Annotated in this window: 11 protein-coding genes; all 11 read left to right on the forward strand. The window is 60.4% G+C overall.

Annotation, left to right across the window (positions count from 1 at the left end; genetic code table 11):
• On the forward strand, nucleotides 1-714 hold a 714-nt coding region (locus tag HMPREF3055_RS00665), incomplete at its 5' end, for a Fic family protein (RefSeq protein WP_210399369.1).
• 640 nt (nucleotides 715-1,354) lie between these two features.
• Nucleotides 1,355-2,491, forward strand: coding sequence for an acetate/propionate family kinase (locus HMPREF3055_RS00670; RefSeq protein ID WP_005507659.1), 1,137 nt, complete (start codon nucleotides 1,355-1,357; stop codon nucleotides 2,489-2,491).
• Between the two features lie 239 nt (nucleotides 2,492-2,730).
• On the forward strand, nucleotides 2,731-4,341 hold the full coding sequence (locus HMPREF3055_RS00675) for a M48 family metallopeptidase (protein WP_070737353.1): 1,611 nt from the start codon (nucleotides 2,731-2,733) through the stop codon (nucleotides 4,339-4,341).
• A gap of 191 nt (nucleotides 4,342-4,532) precedes the next feature.
• Nucleotides 4,533-5,531, forward strand: a complete 999-nt coding sequence (locus HMPREF3055_RS00680) for a bile acid:sodium symporter family protein (RefSeq protein ID WP_371260003.1) — start codon at nucleotides 4,533-4,535, stop codon at nucleotides 5,529-5,531.
• A 645-nt stretch (nucleotides 5,532-6,176) separates the two neighbouring features.
• On the forward strand, nucleotides 6,177-7,523 hold the full coding sequence (locus HMPREF3055_RS00685; protein WP_049352715.1) for a glycosyl hydrolase family 28-related protein: 1,347 nt from the start codon (nucleotides 6,177-6,179) through the stop codon (nucleotides 7,521-7,523).
• Nucleotides 7,524-7,957: 434 nt separating this feature from the next.
• A complete protein-coding gene (locus HMPREF3055_RS00690) occupies nucleotides 7,958-9,271 on the forward strand; it encodes a glycoside hydrolase family 55 protein (RefSeq protein ID WP_246824578.1) in 1,314 nt (437 codons plus the stop codon).
• A 509-nt stretch (nucleotides 9,272-9,780) separates the two neighbouring features.
• Nucleotides 9,781-10,593 carry an S-layer homology domain-containing protein gene (locus HMPREF3055_RS00695; RefSeq protein ID WP_044150029.1) on the forward strand — a complete coding sequence of 271 codons (813 nt, stop codon included), beginning with the start codon at nucleotides 9,781-9,783 and terminating at the stop codon, nucleotides 10,591-10,593.
• Nucleotides 10,594-10,805: 212 nt separating this feature from the next.
• A complete protein-coding gene (locus HMPREF3055_RS00700) occupies nucleotides 10,806-11,606 on the forward strand; it encodes an exodeoxyribonuclease III (RefSeq protein ID WP_070737356.1) in 801 nt (266 codons plus the stop codon).
• Nucleotides 11,607-11,929: 323 nt separating this feature from the next.
• A complete protein-coding gene (locus HMPREF3055_RS00705) occupies nucleotides 11,930-12,892 on the forward strand; it encodes a metal ABC transporter substrate-binding protein (RefSeq protein ID WP_005507646.1) in 963 nt (320 codons plus the stop codon).
• 222 nt (nucleotides 12,893-13,114) lie between these two features.
• Entirely contained in the window at nucleotides 13,115-13,939 is an 825-nt protein-coding gene (locus tag HMPREF3055_RS00710) for a metal ABC transporter ATP-binding protein (protein WP_049346251.1), read from the forward strand.
• Entirely contained in the window at nucleotides 13,940-14,824 is an 885-nt protein-coding gene (locus tag HMPREF3055_RS00715; RefSeq protein ID WP_049346253.1) for a metal ABC transporter permease, read from the forward strand. It abuts the gene before it with no gap.
• Nucleotides 14,825-14,835 lie beyond the last annotated feature (11 nt).

Consider the following 14,835-nt stretch of genomic DNA (forward strand, 5'->3'; position numbering starts at 1 on the left):
CCCCCGGTTGGTGAGAAGAACATCATTGCTAACATCGAGGTAGCGCTTGCTCATGCCCTTGATCCGCAAGCTTCAGCGCTCTTCTCAGCAATCATTGCACATTTTATGGTGGAGTACACACATCCCTTCTACGACGGTAATGGGCGATTTGACCGCTACCTTCTTGCTAACCATATGGCCCAGGTTCTGAGTCATCTGACAGCGCTCACTTTGCCAAGTACGCTTAACCTTCATAAGAAGCAATACTATAAGGCATTTTCTGTTGTGGAGGAGCCTTACAACTACGGTGAAGCAACCAGTTTCTTGCATACCTTTTTACAAATGACTGAGAAAGCGCAGGAGTATCTGGAAAAGGAACTGAAGACCCGCTATGAAGCATTAAAATCTCTACGAGAACGAGTTCGTGAGCTAGAGCAGGACCGTGAATGGTTGCAAGGTGAAGACCCGAAAACTCAGAAACAAGTAACCGATATGCTTAAGCTTCTGCATCTGCTGGGCCAAACGTGTATTTTTCGTGCGCCGGTCGCCCCCACCTCAAGTAATCTGGAGGATGCGCTGGACGTTACGGCGCCGACTCTGCGCGATAGGCTCAAGCTGTTGCAGGGGCTTGGGTTTGTTGAGGGTGTGAAGGTTGGCCGCACGAGGCGCTGGTCGCTCACCGAGGCGGGTACCGCCCTGCTGGGCCTGCCTGCCGTTGATGATGACGAAGACTAGTTCACGAGCATAAGAAACAGGGGAGGGGTCGCACCGGAATGCATCCCCTCCCCTGAGTTGCGGTTAAACAGAAAAGGCACCTCGTAAGGTGCCTTTATGTGTCAGGATCGCCAAGAACGGCCAGAGTCCTCCAGCTTTCATACCTTGACGCCTTCATCCCTCGGCCCGGAGGCGGTAATCCATCGTTTTATCCTGACAACTCCCACTATACGGAGGTTATACCTATCCCCGCAACCGTTTCAGTCATGCGCGGGTGGGGTCTAGGTTCGGCGCACAAAAAAGGCACCCTGAACGGGTGCCTTATGCGCAAGGTCCGAGCTTCGACCAGAATCCACCAGTACACCCCGCTACGGCTCACCCAGTATACTTCCCTGCCACGAAGTGGCAGTTACCTCAGAGTTCTTGGTTTACCTTACTGGTTCTAACTATACCTAAGCTCTGAAAACACGACCAGTGATTAGGTCATACCTTAAACCTATCCTCCAGGCGTTCTCTCTACTCCACCAACCCCGCGCCTCCTACCCCTGACGCTGCCCCCAGTAAAAACCCCCGTTAAAAACACAGCCGGGGCCGTCTCGCACGCAGGCTCGAAAAGTGCGAGAATGGAGCAGAAAAGAAAACTACGAAAGAAGATACTTTCATGCTTATTCTCGTTGTGAACGCCGGTTCTTCCTCCCTGAAGTACCAGGTGCGTGACACCTCCCTGCCCGAGGCAGAGCAGATGCTGACCTCCGGCCTCGTCGAAAACATCGGCACCGACGTGCCCAACCACGAAGTCGCATTCGACATCATGTCCGAGAAGCTTGAGCCCGTCCTGGCAGGCCGTGAGCTGCAGGCAGTCGGCCACCGCGTGGTGCAGGGTGCAGAGAAGTTCACCCACCCCGCCCTGCTCACCGAGGAAGTTGTCCAGCAGATCGACGACCTCTCCCCGCTGGCACCGCTGCACAACCCCGCACACGCTCAGGGCATGCGCGCAGCAATGCACAAGTGGCCCTCCCTGCCGCAGGTTGCTATCTTCGACACCGCGTTCCACTCCACCATGCCCGAAGAAGCATGGCGCTACGCGATCCCCTACGACCTGGCTGACAAGTACAGCATCCGCCGCTACGGCTTCCACGGCACCAGCCACGAGTACGTCTCCCACGTTGCAGCTGACATGCTCGGCATTGCACGCGACGAGTTCAACGGCATCGTTGCTCACCTCGGTAACGGCGCGTCCGTAACCGCTGTGAAGGGCGGCAAGTCCGTCGACACCTCCATGGGCTACACCCCGCTGGCTGGCCTGATCATGGGTACCCGCTCCGGCGACATCGACCCCTCGGCACTGACCACCATCCTGATTCGTGAGGGCATTGACGGTGCACGCCTGGACACCATCCTGAACAAGGAGTCCGGTCTGCTCGCACTGGCTGGCTCCAACGACATGCGTAAGGTCGTTGAGGCCGCACAGTCCGGCGACGAGCGTGCACAGCTCGCACTGGACATGACCTCCTACCGCCTGATGAAGTACATTGGCGGCTACAACCTGGTTGTTGGCGGCGCGCAGGCACTGATCTTCACCGCTGGTATCGGTGAGAACTCCGGCGACTTCCGCAAGCTGGTCCTGGACCGCCTCGGCGCTCTCGGTATCAAGTACAACGAGGAAGAGAACGCTAAGCGTTCCCCCGAGCCGCGCGTGATTTCCACCGAGGATTCCGCTATCAAGGTGCTGGTCATCCCCACCAACGAGGAGAAGGCTATCGCTGAGGCTACCGAGGAACTCGTCAAGAGCCTCTAAGCCCCACGCACCCCGCCGTGTAGGCGGCTGAGCGTAAAGTTATCCGCCGTGGCGCCCATTCTGTATGGGTGCCGCGGCGGATTACTTTATGCCCGCGAGGCGGTGCGCCCCTTACACTGTGGCGTACTGTAGCGTCGCGAATGGGCATTCTATGAGAAAAAGCGCATTCACATTCACTAGTAAGTGCCCAAAAACGATAGAGTGGAATCAGATAACACTCGATACGAAGCGGACGAGACATGACTCAACCTCCTGAAAACCACCAGCAGCCCGGCGGGCAGTTCAACGCCCAGCCCGGCCAGCAGGCATTCCGTGCCCCCGGTGAGCCCCTCCCGCAGGACCTCTCCGCCGGCTGGCTCCCCGAAGACGAGCGCCAGAAGCCGGTCAGCCCCCTGCCCCAGCCGAAGCTCTTCGCCTACCAGTCGATGCTGCCGCCGAAGGTGCTGCACGCGCTGCGTCACCCCTCCGAAATTCCGTGGCTGGTCGCCGCCTACGCGGTCACCGCGGTCGGCTACATTGTGCTGTTCATGGCGCTTGCCGACCTGTTCAGCTCGATGATGCGTTACGTCTTCAGCTCTACCGGTGAAGGTTCGGTTCGAGTACCTTCTTCCGGTAGCACCTCCGCGAGCCTGGAAGACCTGATTTTCCAGACGGTTGGTCTGCTCATCCTGGGCCCGATTGCCGTCTTCATCGTTCGTGCAATCTACTACGCACAGCAGCGTGTTCACGGTGTGCGCATCACCCCGACCCAGTTCCCCGAGGCGTACCAGATGCTCGCCGAAGCAGCTGAGGCTGCGGGCCTGCGCCGTGTGCCGGATGCGTACGTCATCCTCGGTAACGGCACCATGAACGCTTTCGCGGCAGGTCACGGTTTCCGCCGCTACATCTGCCTGTACTCCGACCTGTTCGAAATCGGTGGTAAGTCCCGTGACCCGCAGGCGCTGCGCTTCATTATTGGCCACGAGGTTGGCCACATCGCCGCAGGTCACGTCGGCTATTTCCGTCTGATTTTCACTACGCTGTTCAACCAGATTCCGGTGCTGTCGAGTGCGCTGTCCCGCTCGCAGGAGTACACCGCCGACAACTTCGGCTACCGCTTCTGCCCCGAGGGCGCTGAGGGTGCTGTCAAGGTGCTTGCGGCGGGTAAGTACCTGAACAAGCAGGTCAACTTCGATGAGCTTGCCGACCGTGCGGTGACCGACCGCGGCCTTGCCGTCTGGTACGTGAACCTGCTGGCAAGCCACCCCATTCTCACCTGGCGTGCGCACGCGCTGCGTGACCGCACCCAGCCCGGCCGCCTGTTCTGGCGTCCGACGGAGAACCCGGTCAAGGAGACCGCACCGCGCGTTCCGGTTCTGATTCCGGCGTCTGAGCCGGTACACATGTGGCCTGACCCGATTCAGTCCACCGAGTTCATGCGTGAGCACCAGGACGCGTGGGCTGACCACACCCTGGAGACCGTGGACGTGTACCCCAAGCCCGAGAACGCCCCCGAGTTCGACGCGAACTCGACCCTGTTTGCTGGCTGGCTCACCGAGCAGGCTCGTGCCTTCCACGGCCAGCGTTGGGATGCGTACGCAGCCGCCGGTGGCATGCCGGCACCGGGTGCTCCCGGTGGCCCGCAGGCGCCCGCACCGGGTCAGCCGTCTTACGGTCAGCAGCCCGGCTTCGGTCAGCCTGCCGCTGGCCAGAACGGTGCAGGCCAGAATGGTGCAGGCCAGCCCGCACCTGAGCAGCCCTCTGCCGGTCAGCCTAATGGCCAGCCCGAGCAGTATGGTTACGGCCAGTACGGCAACAACTCCTCTGAGGGCGGCTCGTACGGTTACGGCTTCGACGGCGACAAGAAGTAGCCGCTGAGCCTCCTCTGACCGCCTCATCTGAGCCGCACAGCTCAATAACCTTTCACGAACCCGTCGGGGTGCTAAGGCACTCCGGCGGGTTCGGCTGTTAACCGCCTCCTGCGCACTCCTGAGCATCCCGTGTGACCCCCAGGTGAGAAGATGCGCCCGCCCCAGCATCCGCCGCGGGGTGCGGTCATAGAATGGAAACCATGCTTTCATCACTTCGCTCCATCAAACTCGACCCGCTACTGACCATGCTCATTACCGCGGTCATCCTCGCCATTATCGTGCCTGCGCGCGGCGACTTCGCCGAATGGTTCAGTACCGGAACGAAGTTCGCGGTCGCCCTGCTGTTCTACCTGTACGGCGCCCGCCTCTCCACCGCGGAGGCTATTCGCGGCCTGACCCACTGGCGTCTGCACCTGATGATTTTGAGCTGCACGTTCGTGCTGTTCCCCCTGGTCGGTTTGGCGCTCTCCCCGCTGCGTTTTGTGCTCGGTGATGGGCTGTACATGGGCATTCTGTTCTTGACCTTTGTGCCCTCGACCGTGCAGGCTTCTATCGCGTTTACCTCGATTGCGGGCGGTAACGTGGCGGCGGCGATTGTGAGTGCTTCGCTCTCTTCGATTGTGGGCGTGGTGGCGACCCCGCTGCTCGCCATGCTGCTGATGAACACGGGGCATATTGAGTTCTCTGGAACGGTCTTCCTGGACATCGCCATTCAGCTGTTCCTGCCGTTCGTGCTCGGTCAGTTGACGCGCCGCTGGGTGGGGGAGTTCGCCAAGAAGCCGACGACCAAGTGGCTGGATAAGTTCTCGGTCATGATGATTGTGTATTCGGCGTTTTCCGCCTCGGTGGTGCAGGGTGTGTGGACGCGTGTGGCGTGGTGGCAGATCGTGCTGCTGGTCGTGCTCATGGCGATTATTGTGGTGTTCATGCTGTGGCTGACTGACCAGCTGGCTAAGCGTCTGGGTTTCAACCGTGCCGACCGTATTACGATTCAGTTCTGCGGTTCGAAGAAGTCGCTGGCGGCTGGTCTGCCGATGGCGATCATTATTTTTGGTGCGGGCTCGCTGGGTCTGATGATGCTGCCGATCATGATTTTCCATCAGGTTCAGTTGATGATTTGTACCTGGCTTGCGGGCCGCTATGCGCGCCTGGATGTGGTGGGTGCCGCCTCCGCGAAGGAAGTTCAGTAGGGGCTTGAACCCTATCTGCTGGGGTGCTCGCCAGGGTGCCTAGTGGGCTCTCTGGCGGGTGCTCTGCGGTTCTCTGGTGGGCCTCGCCGGGTGCTATTGGGGACCTTTGAGCCTGTGAGATAAGCCTCTGATGAGGAGTTTTAATGGGTTCTTTGAGTCTGGATGACCTGCCTGCGAAGTGATATAGCGCGCATTCATCGAAAAACTCTCTGACTAGTGCATTTGTGTGCAAAATGTGGTATTTGTACTGGTCAGTTGGTTTTCTGTGGGTTATGTGCACTCTATTGCATCAAAGTGACCGGCGAGACAATCAACACTATCGGGTGTTGAGCGGCGAAAAAGCCCCAATTTTGCCCTAGAATATTTTGTCGATGGGTTAGACAGATTTGCATCCTGTATGCAAGAATTTATGACTCATGTGGGAATGGTTGAGATTCACTCCCTCACACCGCCCACGAGCATTGATGCAGCGGATTCACTCCCCGCCCGCATCCCGCACCGGAAGAGACTCACTCACTCAACCGGAAGGAAGCTCAAAACCATTTATTCACTCAAACACAACTGGATACACTCAGCTTAATGACGCGCTTAGATTCCATCTATGCGCTAATCGCTGTCTGTATCCGCCAAGAAAGAGGACACTCCATGGCTACCATCATGAGCGTGAACGTATGCGATTCCAAGTACAACGCTGACCCCACCGGCGTACGAGACTCCACTAGTGCTATCCAGAAGGCTATCGATGATGTTGCTGCGCAGGGCGGCGGCTCCGTGGAGATTCCCGGCGGCATGTACCGCGTCTCCTACCCCTTCATCGAAATGAAGCACCGCGTCGAGATCTTCGGCCACGGTCAGGCAACCCGAATCGTCGCTTTCACCGACAAGGGTATTCCCTCCACCAAGAACGGTAGCTACGAATGCACCGGCGTTTTCCACACCGGTAGCTACACCACCCCCATGAGCGGTGGCACCAACCAGAACAAGCCCATGCGTATGGGCGTGCGTGACCTGTTCATCCGCACCAACAAGTACAACCTGCCGCTGGATTCTAAGAGCAACCAGATTTTCCTGGAGAAGCACACCCAGCCCGTCGACAACGTTGCAGGCGTCATCTTCCACACCCGCATTGCGGACGCTAACCCCGGTGAGCCGGACGCAGTGCCCACCCTGTCCAACATCGAAATCTGGGACACCGCCATCGGCGTTGCAATCCTGGGCCTGGACGACCAGGGCATGAAGATTGACAAGCTGCGCATCCGTCAGACCCTGCGTCAGGGCCTGCTGGTCGGTAAGCCCGTCGGCCACCCGCTGCGCCCCCGTGAGGGTGACACCCCCGGTGCGGCAGATAACAAGTTCTCCATGATTGACGTTTCTGACGCAAACATGAGCTTCGGCACCTACGCGGGCATCGAGATTTACACTTCTCAGTCCAAGTTCGAGGCGTCCACCAGCTGGTTCAACAAGCGCAACCAGGGTAAGAACGCCCTGTACGAGGTGAAGACCCGCCACGTGGGTGCAGGCTGGTTCATTCAGGGCACCCGTAACATGTTCATTGGCTGCACCGCCCAGGAGAACGCCGGTCACGGCTGGCTCGTGGAGTGGGGCAACAACCAGTTCATTGGCTGCCTGGGTGAGTCTTCGAGCTTCCAGGACGCTGTTACTGGCGCTGCTCGAGGTGACGAGGCGGCGAACTGGTACATTGGCCGTAACGCACGCGGTAGCCGCTTCGTGGCTCCTCGTTCGCACAACCCTTACAGCTGGGCGAAGGCTTCCCTGTACGGTTTCTACATTGAGAACAACATTCGCGATATGCACATTACGACTGCGTCCGCGAAGGATGACCGTATTGGTGAGAACAATATGATCGGCCGCCGTGTTCACGTGACCGGTGCTATGGGCGATAACGTGCTCATCGAGGTGGACCACATCCGCCACGCGACTTTCGCGCCGAAGCAGCTGGAGAAGCGCGGCAACGGCGTGTTCATGGGCTAACCCTCAAGGGTTAGACTCTGCGAGCTGAGGCTCGTGATCACAAAATCTTAAAACCCATACGCTTGAGGGGCGGGGAGTAATCCCCGCCCCTCGGCGTTTAACCCGCCCACAAAACAGCCGAAAAACCGTAGAAAAACAGGGCAGGGGAGCATGCATCACAGTGCCCGGTCGTCGCCTCCACACGCCCAATGCGGTACCCTTGAGCAGGAGGCAGGTCTGCCGGTGCACAGACCCGCACACGCCAAAACACCCGCAGAAATGCGCCCAACACACCGCACCACACAAACTCAACACTGCACCCACGCAGCACCGTACTCACTCAGCACCGTATTCACCGCATACTGCCGTATTCACTCAATTCACTCACCACGCCGCCTTCAGCACCGAACGCGGTATCCATCGAAAGAATTGAGCCCCTCATGCCCGATACGCCCATGAGCATCAATGCCATCAACTACGGCGCAGACCCCACCGGTGCCAAAGACTCCACCGTAGCCATCCAGCGTGCCGTCGACGCTGTCGCCGCACGCGGCGGCGGATCCGTAGAACTACCCCGCGGCATCTACCGCGTCTCCTACCCCTTCATCGACATCAAGCACCGCGTCGAAATCTTCGGCTACGGCTCCTCAACCGTCGTCATCGCGCACTCCGACCGCGCCATCCCCACCACCGCCAACGGCCACACCGAATACACCGGCGTGTTCCACGTCGGCAGCTACACCACCCCCGTCTACGGCAACTACAACGCCAACAAGCCCATGCGTATGGGCGTACGCAACCTGCACATCCGCACTAATGCCGCAAATACCCCCATCAGTAGCTACCCGCTCGATGCGCACACTGCCCCGCTGAATAACGTCGCCGGCGTCATCTTCCACACCCACCTGACCGGCGACATGCTCAACGAACCGGACATCGTGCCCGTTATCGCCGGCGTGGAAGTCTGGGACACCGCCATCGGCGTCGCCGTACTCGGTCTGGATGACCAGGGCATGAAAATTGACGACGTGACCATCCGCCGCACCCTCAACCAGGGCCTGCTGCTCGGCAAACCCGCCGGCCACCCCCGCCGCCCCAATGAAGGACAGAACTCCGGCGCGGCAGACAACAAGCTGCGCGGTATCGACGTTGCCGAGGCGAATCTCAGCGGCGGCTCCTACGCCGGTATCGAGGTGTACGCGGCGCAGGCTAAGTTCGAGAACTGCTCCAGCAACAGCAACCACCGCACCAGCAACAAGAACGCCCTCTACGAGCCCGCCACCCGCCACGCCGGCGCAGGCTGGATCGTGCAGGGTGAACGCAACATGTTCATCGGCTGCACCGCACGCTCCAACGCGGGCCACGGCTGGATTGTTGAGTGGGCGCACAACATCTTTATCGGATGCGAAGCGGAAGGCTCCAGCTGGGCTGGCACCGTCAGCGGTGCCGCCGGTGCCGACGAGGCCGCTAACTGGTACATCAGCCGTAACGCGCGCGGTACCCGCATGGTCGCGCCCGTCTCCTACAACCCGCCGGAGAAGCCCGCCTCCCTGTACGGCTTCTACATTGAAAACAAGATTTACGACCTGCGCATCACTGAAGGCACCGCCAAGGACGACCGCATCGGTGAGGGTAATATGCTCGGCCGCCGCGTGTACGTTACCGGCGCAATCGGCGCGAACGTGGTCATTGAGGTTGAGGAGCTGCGCCACTCCACCTCGCCCGCCGGTCAGCTCACCAAGGAAGCCTATAACGTGATGCGCGGTTAGTAGAGACTGACGGCAACTGACGGCAGCTAGTAGACACGCCCGAACCGGTCCAGGACTTTCCTGTGAATCGTGAGGGAGGCGCGTGTGCCCTAGTGGGCGCGTTATACCGCCACATGTCGGCTAAGAATCAGGGCAGCTGCGAATGGAATACATGCCATTCGCAGCTGCTTTGTCGTTTAGAACAATGTTTAATTTTTAGTTGATAAAAGTCTCAATTAAATATTGAATAAAATATTAATATGTACTTTAAACTTTCTATGGCGGTGTAAAACAGTCCATTCACTGTGCACCACCATAGCCGTGCGACAGCATGCGGAACACACACATCATTGGTACACACCAAAACCGCGTATCGCCGTACGTCAGCCCCTATTCATTGCCGCTTCTCACTATTCCTCAACGCACTCCTTTCCCCTTTTCTTATTCGCTCCATTTGGCGACCCCGCGGTCGACCCAAAAATCGGTTCCTTCCGGCCGGTTCCCAACCACAATTACATAAGGAAAAATCCATGCTTCCGGTTATCTCCCGAGCACTCACACCCACCACTCGCGCACGCCGCACTTTCGCACTCACTCTCGCACTCGCCCTCGGTGCCGTACCCGCAGGCACCTCCGCCATCGCCTCCCACCAGGCTGTAGCTCACGCCGCCGAACCTGCCGCAGCCAACGGCCTCATCAAACTTCACCAGCCCAAGAACGACCCCAGCTACGCCGAATGCGTCGCCAACTTCCTCGGCACCATGAGCGCCACCCCCGGCGTGTGGGCGGTCTGCCACGGCTACCTCGACAGCGAAGAATACACCGTCACCCGCCGCCACAGCAGCGCAACTGTCACCCGCGGCCAGCTCGTACGCATGCTCTACCGTATGGCAGGATCCCCGACCGTCAAGGACCTCCCGAAAACCTCGCCCTACAAGGACGTGCCCACCACCGACCCCAACTATGCTGCGTACATTTGGGCAGCGGATGCGGGCATCACCTCCGGCTGGGATGACGGGCTCTTCCACCCGGACGATTACGCCACCCGCCACACCCTCGCCGCGTTCCTGTATCGTGCCGCAGGTAGCCCCGATGGTGCCGCACGCCTGCGCCAGATTCGCCGTCCGCTACGTGCCGAAGTCAAGAAGACTGAGCAGTTCAAGGCTGAAAACCGCTGGGCAGCCCGCACCCTGGGTGCATACCCTGAGGTTGACCGCAATGGCGATGGTGTAGCAGACGTGGTGGACCCCGCCAGCCCCCTGTACTTCTCTGACGCCCTGTACATGCTCAAGGCGTACGGCGATAAGGGCCTGAAGGTTGTGGGCACTCCCACCGTTGACTAGGAGGCCGTTGACTAGGAGTAATACCGACCAGATTCAGTGCTGACTAGCGCATATATTCACCGCCCGCCGGTGCGACCCGAAGGTTGCGCAGGCGGGCGGTGCTCTGTTCCGGGTGCTGTGCTGTTCTGGCAGGTTGCGAGCGTCCGTGCTCGCCGCGTAATCGCCTCCGTGCAATGAAAGGCGCCTGCTCTGCACCCGCTAAGCTAGAAGGCATGAAGATTGCCACCTGGAACATCAACTCAATCCGCGCCCGTGAGAACCGCGTCGAAGACTGGCTCGACGAACACGACGTTGACGTGCTCGCCCTGCAAGAAACCAAAACCAAGGACGAAACTTTCCCCTTCGACCTCTTCGAATTCATGGGTTACGAGGTTGCGCACTTTGGCCTGAATCAGTGGAATGGCGTGGCAATCGCCTCCCGCGTGGGCCTTGAGGACGTGCAGCGCGGCTTCGATAATCAGCCGCACTTCGGTAAGCCCGGCGAGCCCGAGGTGCTGGAGGCGCGCGCGATCGGTGCGACCTGCGGCGGCGTGCGCGTCTGGAGCCTCTATGTGCCCAACGGCCGCGGCCTGACCGACCCGCACATGGACTACAAGCTCCACTGGATGGAGGCGCTGTGCCAGAACGTGCACAACGAACTGGCTGCTAACCCGCAGTCGCAGCTTGCCCTGGTCGGTGACTGGAACGTCGCCCCCGAGGATGCCGACGTGTGGGATATAGACTACTTCCTGCGCAACGAAATGACCCACGTTTCCGAACCCGAACGCTGCGCCTTCGCCGCCCTACTCGAAGAGGGCATGGTGGACGTAGTACGCCCGCACACTCCGGGCGAGTACACCTACTGGGACTACCAGGCGGGCCGCTTCACCAAGGATGAGGGCATGCGCATTGACTTTCAGCTGTTCTCGCCCGCGCTCGCCGCACGCGTGGAACGTGCCTGGATCGATAAGGTGGAACGCGCCGGTGAAGGCGCAAGCGACCACACGCCGGTCGTGGTTGAGATTGCCGACTAATCCGAGCGTATAGCTTGCCGTAGAACCGCGTGTAGTAAGGAGGCGGGGGAGGGGTCCCTCGCCTCCTTGCTGTATCTGCTGGTGCTTCTGTCCTGTGTTTCTGCGCGCCTGCTCCTGGGTTTCTGCCAATATTTCAAGGTTTTCTGTGTGGCTTAGTTGAAAAGTTCGGCTAGCCGAACTATTGTTAAATTCCGCCCGGGACGACAGGCAAAAGCGCATTATGATGCCTGCGCAGACACAACCGTGTCCCTAGCGTCCCGGCGCGGCAAATCCCATACATCAACCACATACTCAAACCCGTGACTTCCAATGAAGGATGCCTCATGAACGCTTTCACCCCCGCAGGCAGCAACGCACGCCGCCTCGTCCAGGCGCTCTGCGCCGCCCTCGCACTCACCCTGCTACTCGTGCTCACCGGCTGCGGTAGCACCTCCAGCACCACCGAAGGCGCTAAGAGCAGCAGCGGCAAGAAGACCGTGCTCACCACCTTCACCGTGCTCGCAGACATCGCCCGCAACGTGGCAGGCGACGACCTGAACGTCGAATCCCTCACCAAGCCCGGCGCAGAGATTCACGAGTACGAGCCCACCCCCTCCGACCTGAAGAAGGCACACGCCGCCGACCTGGTGCTCGACAACGGCCTGAACCTGGAATCCTGGTTCGCGAAGTTCGTTGAAGAATCCCATGCTAAGCACGTGACCGTCTCCGAGGGGGTCACGCCCATCTCCATTACCGAGGACGCCTACGCGGGCAAGCCCAACCCCCACGCCTGGATGAGCCCCAGCAACGTGCAAAAGTACGTGGACGTGATGATTCGCGAATTTAGTGCTCTCGACCCGGCCCACGCCGCCGACTACAAGACCCGCGGTGAAGCCTACAAGAAGCAGCTGCAGGGCGTGCGTGACGAGCTCGTCAAGGAAATCTCCACCCTGCCCGAGAACCAGCGCGCACTGGTCACCTGTGAAGGTGCCTTCTCCTACCTGGCGGCAGACGCGGGCCTGAAGGAAAAGTACATTTGGGCGGTCAACTCCGAACAGCAGGCGACCCCCTCGCAGATTTCCTCCGCGATCGATTACGTGCGCGAGAACCAGGTTCCCGCCGTGTTCTGCGAATCCACCGTCTCTGACAACCCGATGCGCCAGGTCGCAGACGCCACCGGCGCACGATTCGGCGGCGTGCTCTACGTGGACTCGCTCTCCGAGGCGAACGGCCCCGTGCCCACCTACCTGGACATGATCCGCTACGACGCACGTACCATCGTTGCGGGCCTCAAGGGCAACTCCTAAACCCGGCATAAACCCCGAATAAACCCGGCATAAACCCGGGCCAACCCCGGCATCGAAAACCCTGGGTAAACCCCAAACCCCCGATAGGATAGGAGGGGCGTCGCCTTCTTGGCTCCGCTCCTCCCACGCCGTTAACACTCGCTCACACAGCACCCACTCAGCAACACGCAAGCAAGTACACCCGCCCCACGCATACGGTGACCACCAGAAAGAACACAAGGAATGAGCACTCTTCTCAGCTGCGAAAATGTGCACGTGAACTACGGGCCAGTCCGCGCCCTCACTGGCGCATCCTTCACCCTGGACACCGGGCGTATCTGCGGCCTGATCGGCATGAACGGCTCCGGCAAATCCACCCTTTTCAAAGCCATCATGGGGGTCGTACCCATGCACGCCGGCAGCATCACCCTCGACGGGCAGCCCGTCGGCGGTAACCGTGGCAGCCGCGGCAAGAACGCGCACCATCACCGCGCCGGGCTCGTCAGCTACGTGCCGCAGAGCGAAGAAATCGACTGGACCTTCCCCATCTCCGTGCGCGAGGTGGTCAGCATGGGACGCTACCGCAACCTCGGCATCACCCGCCGCCTGCGTGCCGCAGACCGTGCCGCCGTGGATGAGGCGCTCGCCCGCGTGGAACTGACCGACCTTGCCGACCGTCAGATTGGGGCGCTTTCGGGCGGTCAGCGTAAGCGCGCCTTCGTGGCACGCGCTATCGCTCAGGGCGCCCAGCTGCTGCTGCTGGATGAGCCTTTCGCCGGCGTGGACAAGCGTAGCGAAGCGATGCTCATTCAGGTCATCGAACAGCTGCGTGACGAGGGCGCGACCGTGCTGGTTTCCACGCACGACTTGGCGAGCCTGCGCCAGTTCGCCGACGAGGCGCTACTGCTACGCGGCGATATTCTGATGCACGACACCCCCGAGAAGGTGCTCGCCCCCGAGAACCTGGTGCGTGCCTTCGGCATGGAAGTGGACGCCGGCGCGTCGGTCGCTACCGGCGCTGCTACCTCCGGCACTACTACGATCAGCTCTGTGGAAGGGAAGAACTAAATGGACATCCTCAACTTTCTGGTGGAGCCGCTGACCCTGCCCTTCATGCTCCGCGCATTCGTGGTCACCGTGCTTGCCGCCGCCGTCTGCGCTCTGCTCTCCTGCTGGCTCGTGCTGCTCGGCTGGTCACTTATGGGGGATGCCATTTCGCACGCGGTGCTACCCGGTGTGGTGCTCGCCTATATTTTTGGTGCGCCCTTCGCAGTGGGTGCGGTGGTTGCCGCCCTCGTGGCGGTAACTCTTATCGGCGGGGTGCGGCGCAGCGGCCGCGTGCGCGAGGACGCCGCGATCGGCATCGTGTTCACGACCATGTTTGCGTTCGGTCTGGTGCTGATTTCGGTTACGCCGTCGAATACCGACCTGAACCATATTCTCTTCGGTAACGTGCTGGGCGTGTCCTGGTCGGACGTCTGGCAGGTCGCCATCCTCGCGGTGATTGTTGCCGCCGTGCTGCTGGTCAAGCGCCGCGACTTCGTGCTGTACGCCTTCGACCCGGGCTTTGCGCAGGCGGTGGGGTTGCGTCCGCGTCTGCTCGGCGCGCTGCTGCTCATTATGCTGGCGCTAACCTCCGTGGTGGCACTGCAGATCGTGGGTGTGGTGCTGGTCGTGGCGATGCTCGTCATCCCCGGCTCCACCGCGCGCCTCATCACGGACCGGTTCGTGCCGATGCTCGCGGTGAGCGTGGGAGTCTCCCTGGTGGGCACGCTGACCGGCTTGTACGCCAGCTACTACGCGGACGTATCCCCCGGTGGTGCCGTGGTCGTCACGCAGGGCATACTGTTCGCCCTGGCGTACGTATTCGCCCCGCGCTACGGTCTGCTGGGCAGGATGCGCGCCCGCCGACTCAGCACTGCCGCAACGAAAACTGAGCCCTCAGCTTCCTAAAACTAACTCAA

The sequence above is a fragment of the Rothia sp. HMSC061C12 genome (genome assembly GCF_001815755.1).
GTDB lineage: Bacteria > Actinomycetota > Actinomycetes > Actinomycetales > Micrococcaceae > Rothia > Rothia mucilaginosa.

Bases quoted from the DNA above. Each gene is read 5' to 3' on its own strand.
- HMPREF3055_RS00670 (WP_005507659.1), top strand. From the start codon at position 1,355: ATGCTTATTCTCGTTGTGAACGCCGGTTCTTCCTCCCTGAAGTACCAG.
- HMPREF3055_RS00675 (WP_070737353.1), top strand. From the start codon at position 2,731: ATGACTCAACCTCCTGAAAACCACCAGCAGCCCGGCGGGCAGTTCAAC.
- HMPREF3055_RS00680 (WP_371260003.1), top strand. From the start codon at position 4,533: ATGGAAACCATGCTTTCATCACTTCGCTCCATCAAACTCGACCCGCTA.
- HMPREF3055_RS00685 (WP_049352715.1), top strand. From the start codon at position 6,177: ATGGCTACCATCATGAGCGTGAACGTATGCGATTCCAAGTACAACGCT.
- HMPREF3055_RS00690 (WP_246824578.1), top strand. From the start codon at position 7,958: ATGAGCATCAATGCCATCAACTACGGCGCAGACCCCACCGGTGCCAAA.
- HMPREF3055_RS00695 (WP_044150029.1), top strand. From the start codon at position 9,781: ATGCTTCCGGTTATCTCCCGAGCACTCACACCCACCACTCGCGCACGC.
- HMPREF3055_RS00700 (WP_070737356.1), top strand. From the start codon at position 10,806: ATGAAGATTGCCACCTGGAACATCAACTCAATCCGCGCCCGTGAGAAC.
- HMPREF3055_RS00705 (WP_005507646.1), top strand. From the start codon at position 11,930: ATGAACGCTTTCACCCCCGCAGGCAGCAACGCACGCCGCCTCGTCCAG.
- HMPREF3055_RS00710 (WP_049346251.1), top strand. From the start codon at position 13,115: ATGAGCACTCTTCTCAGCTGCGAAAATGTGCACGTGAACTACGGGCCA.
- HMPREF3055_RS00715 (WP_049346253.1), top strand. From the start codon at position 13,940: ATGGACATCCTCAACTTTCTGGTGGAGCCGCTGACCCTGCCCTTCATG.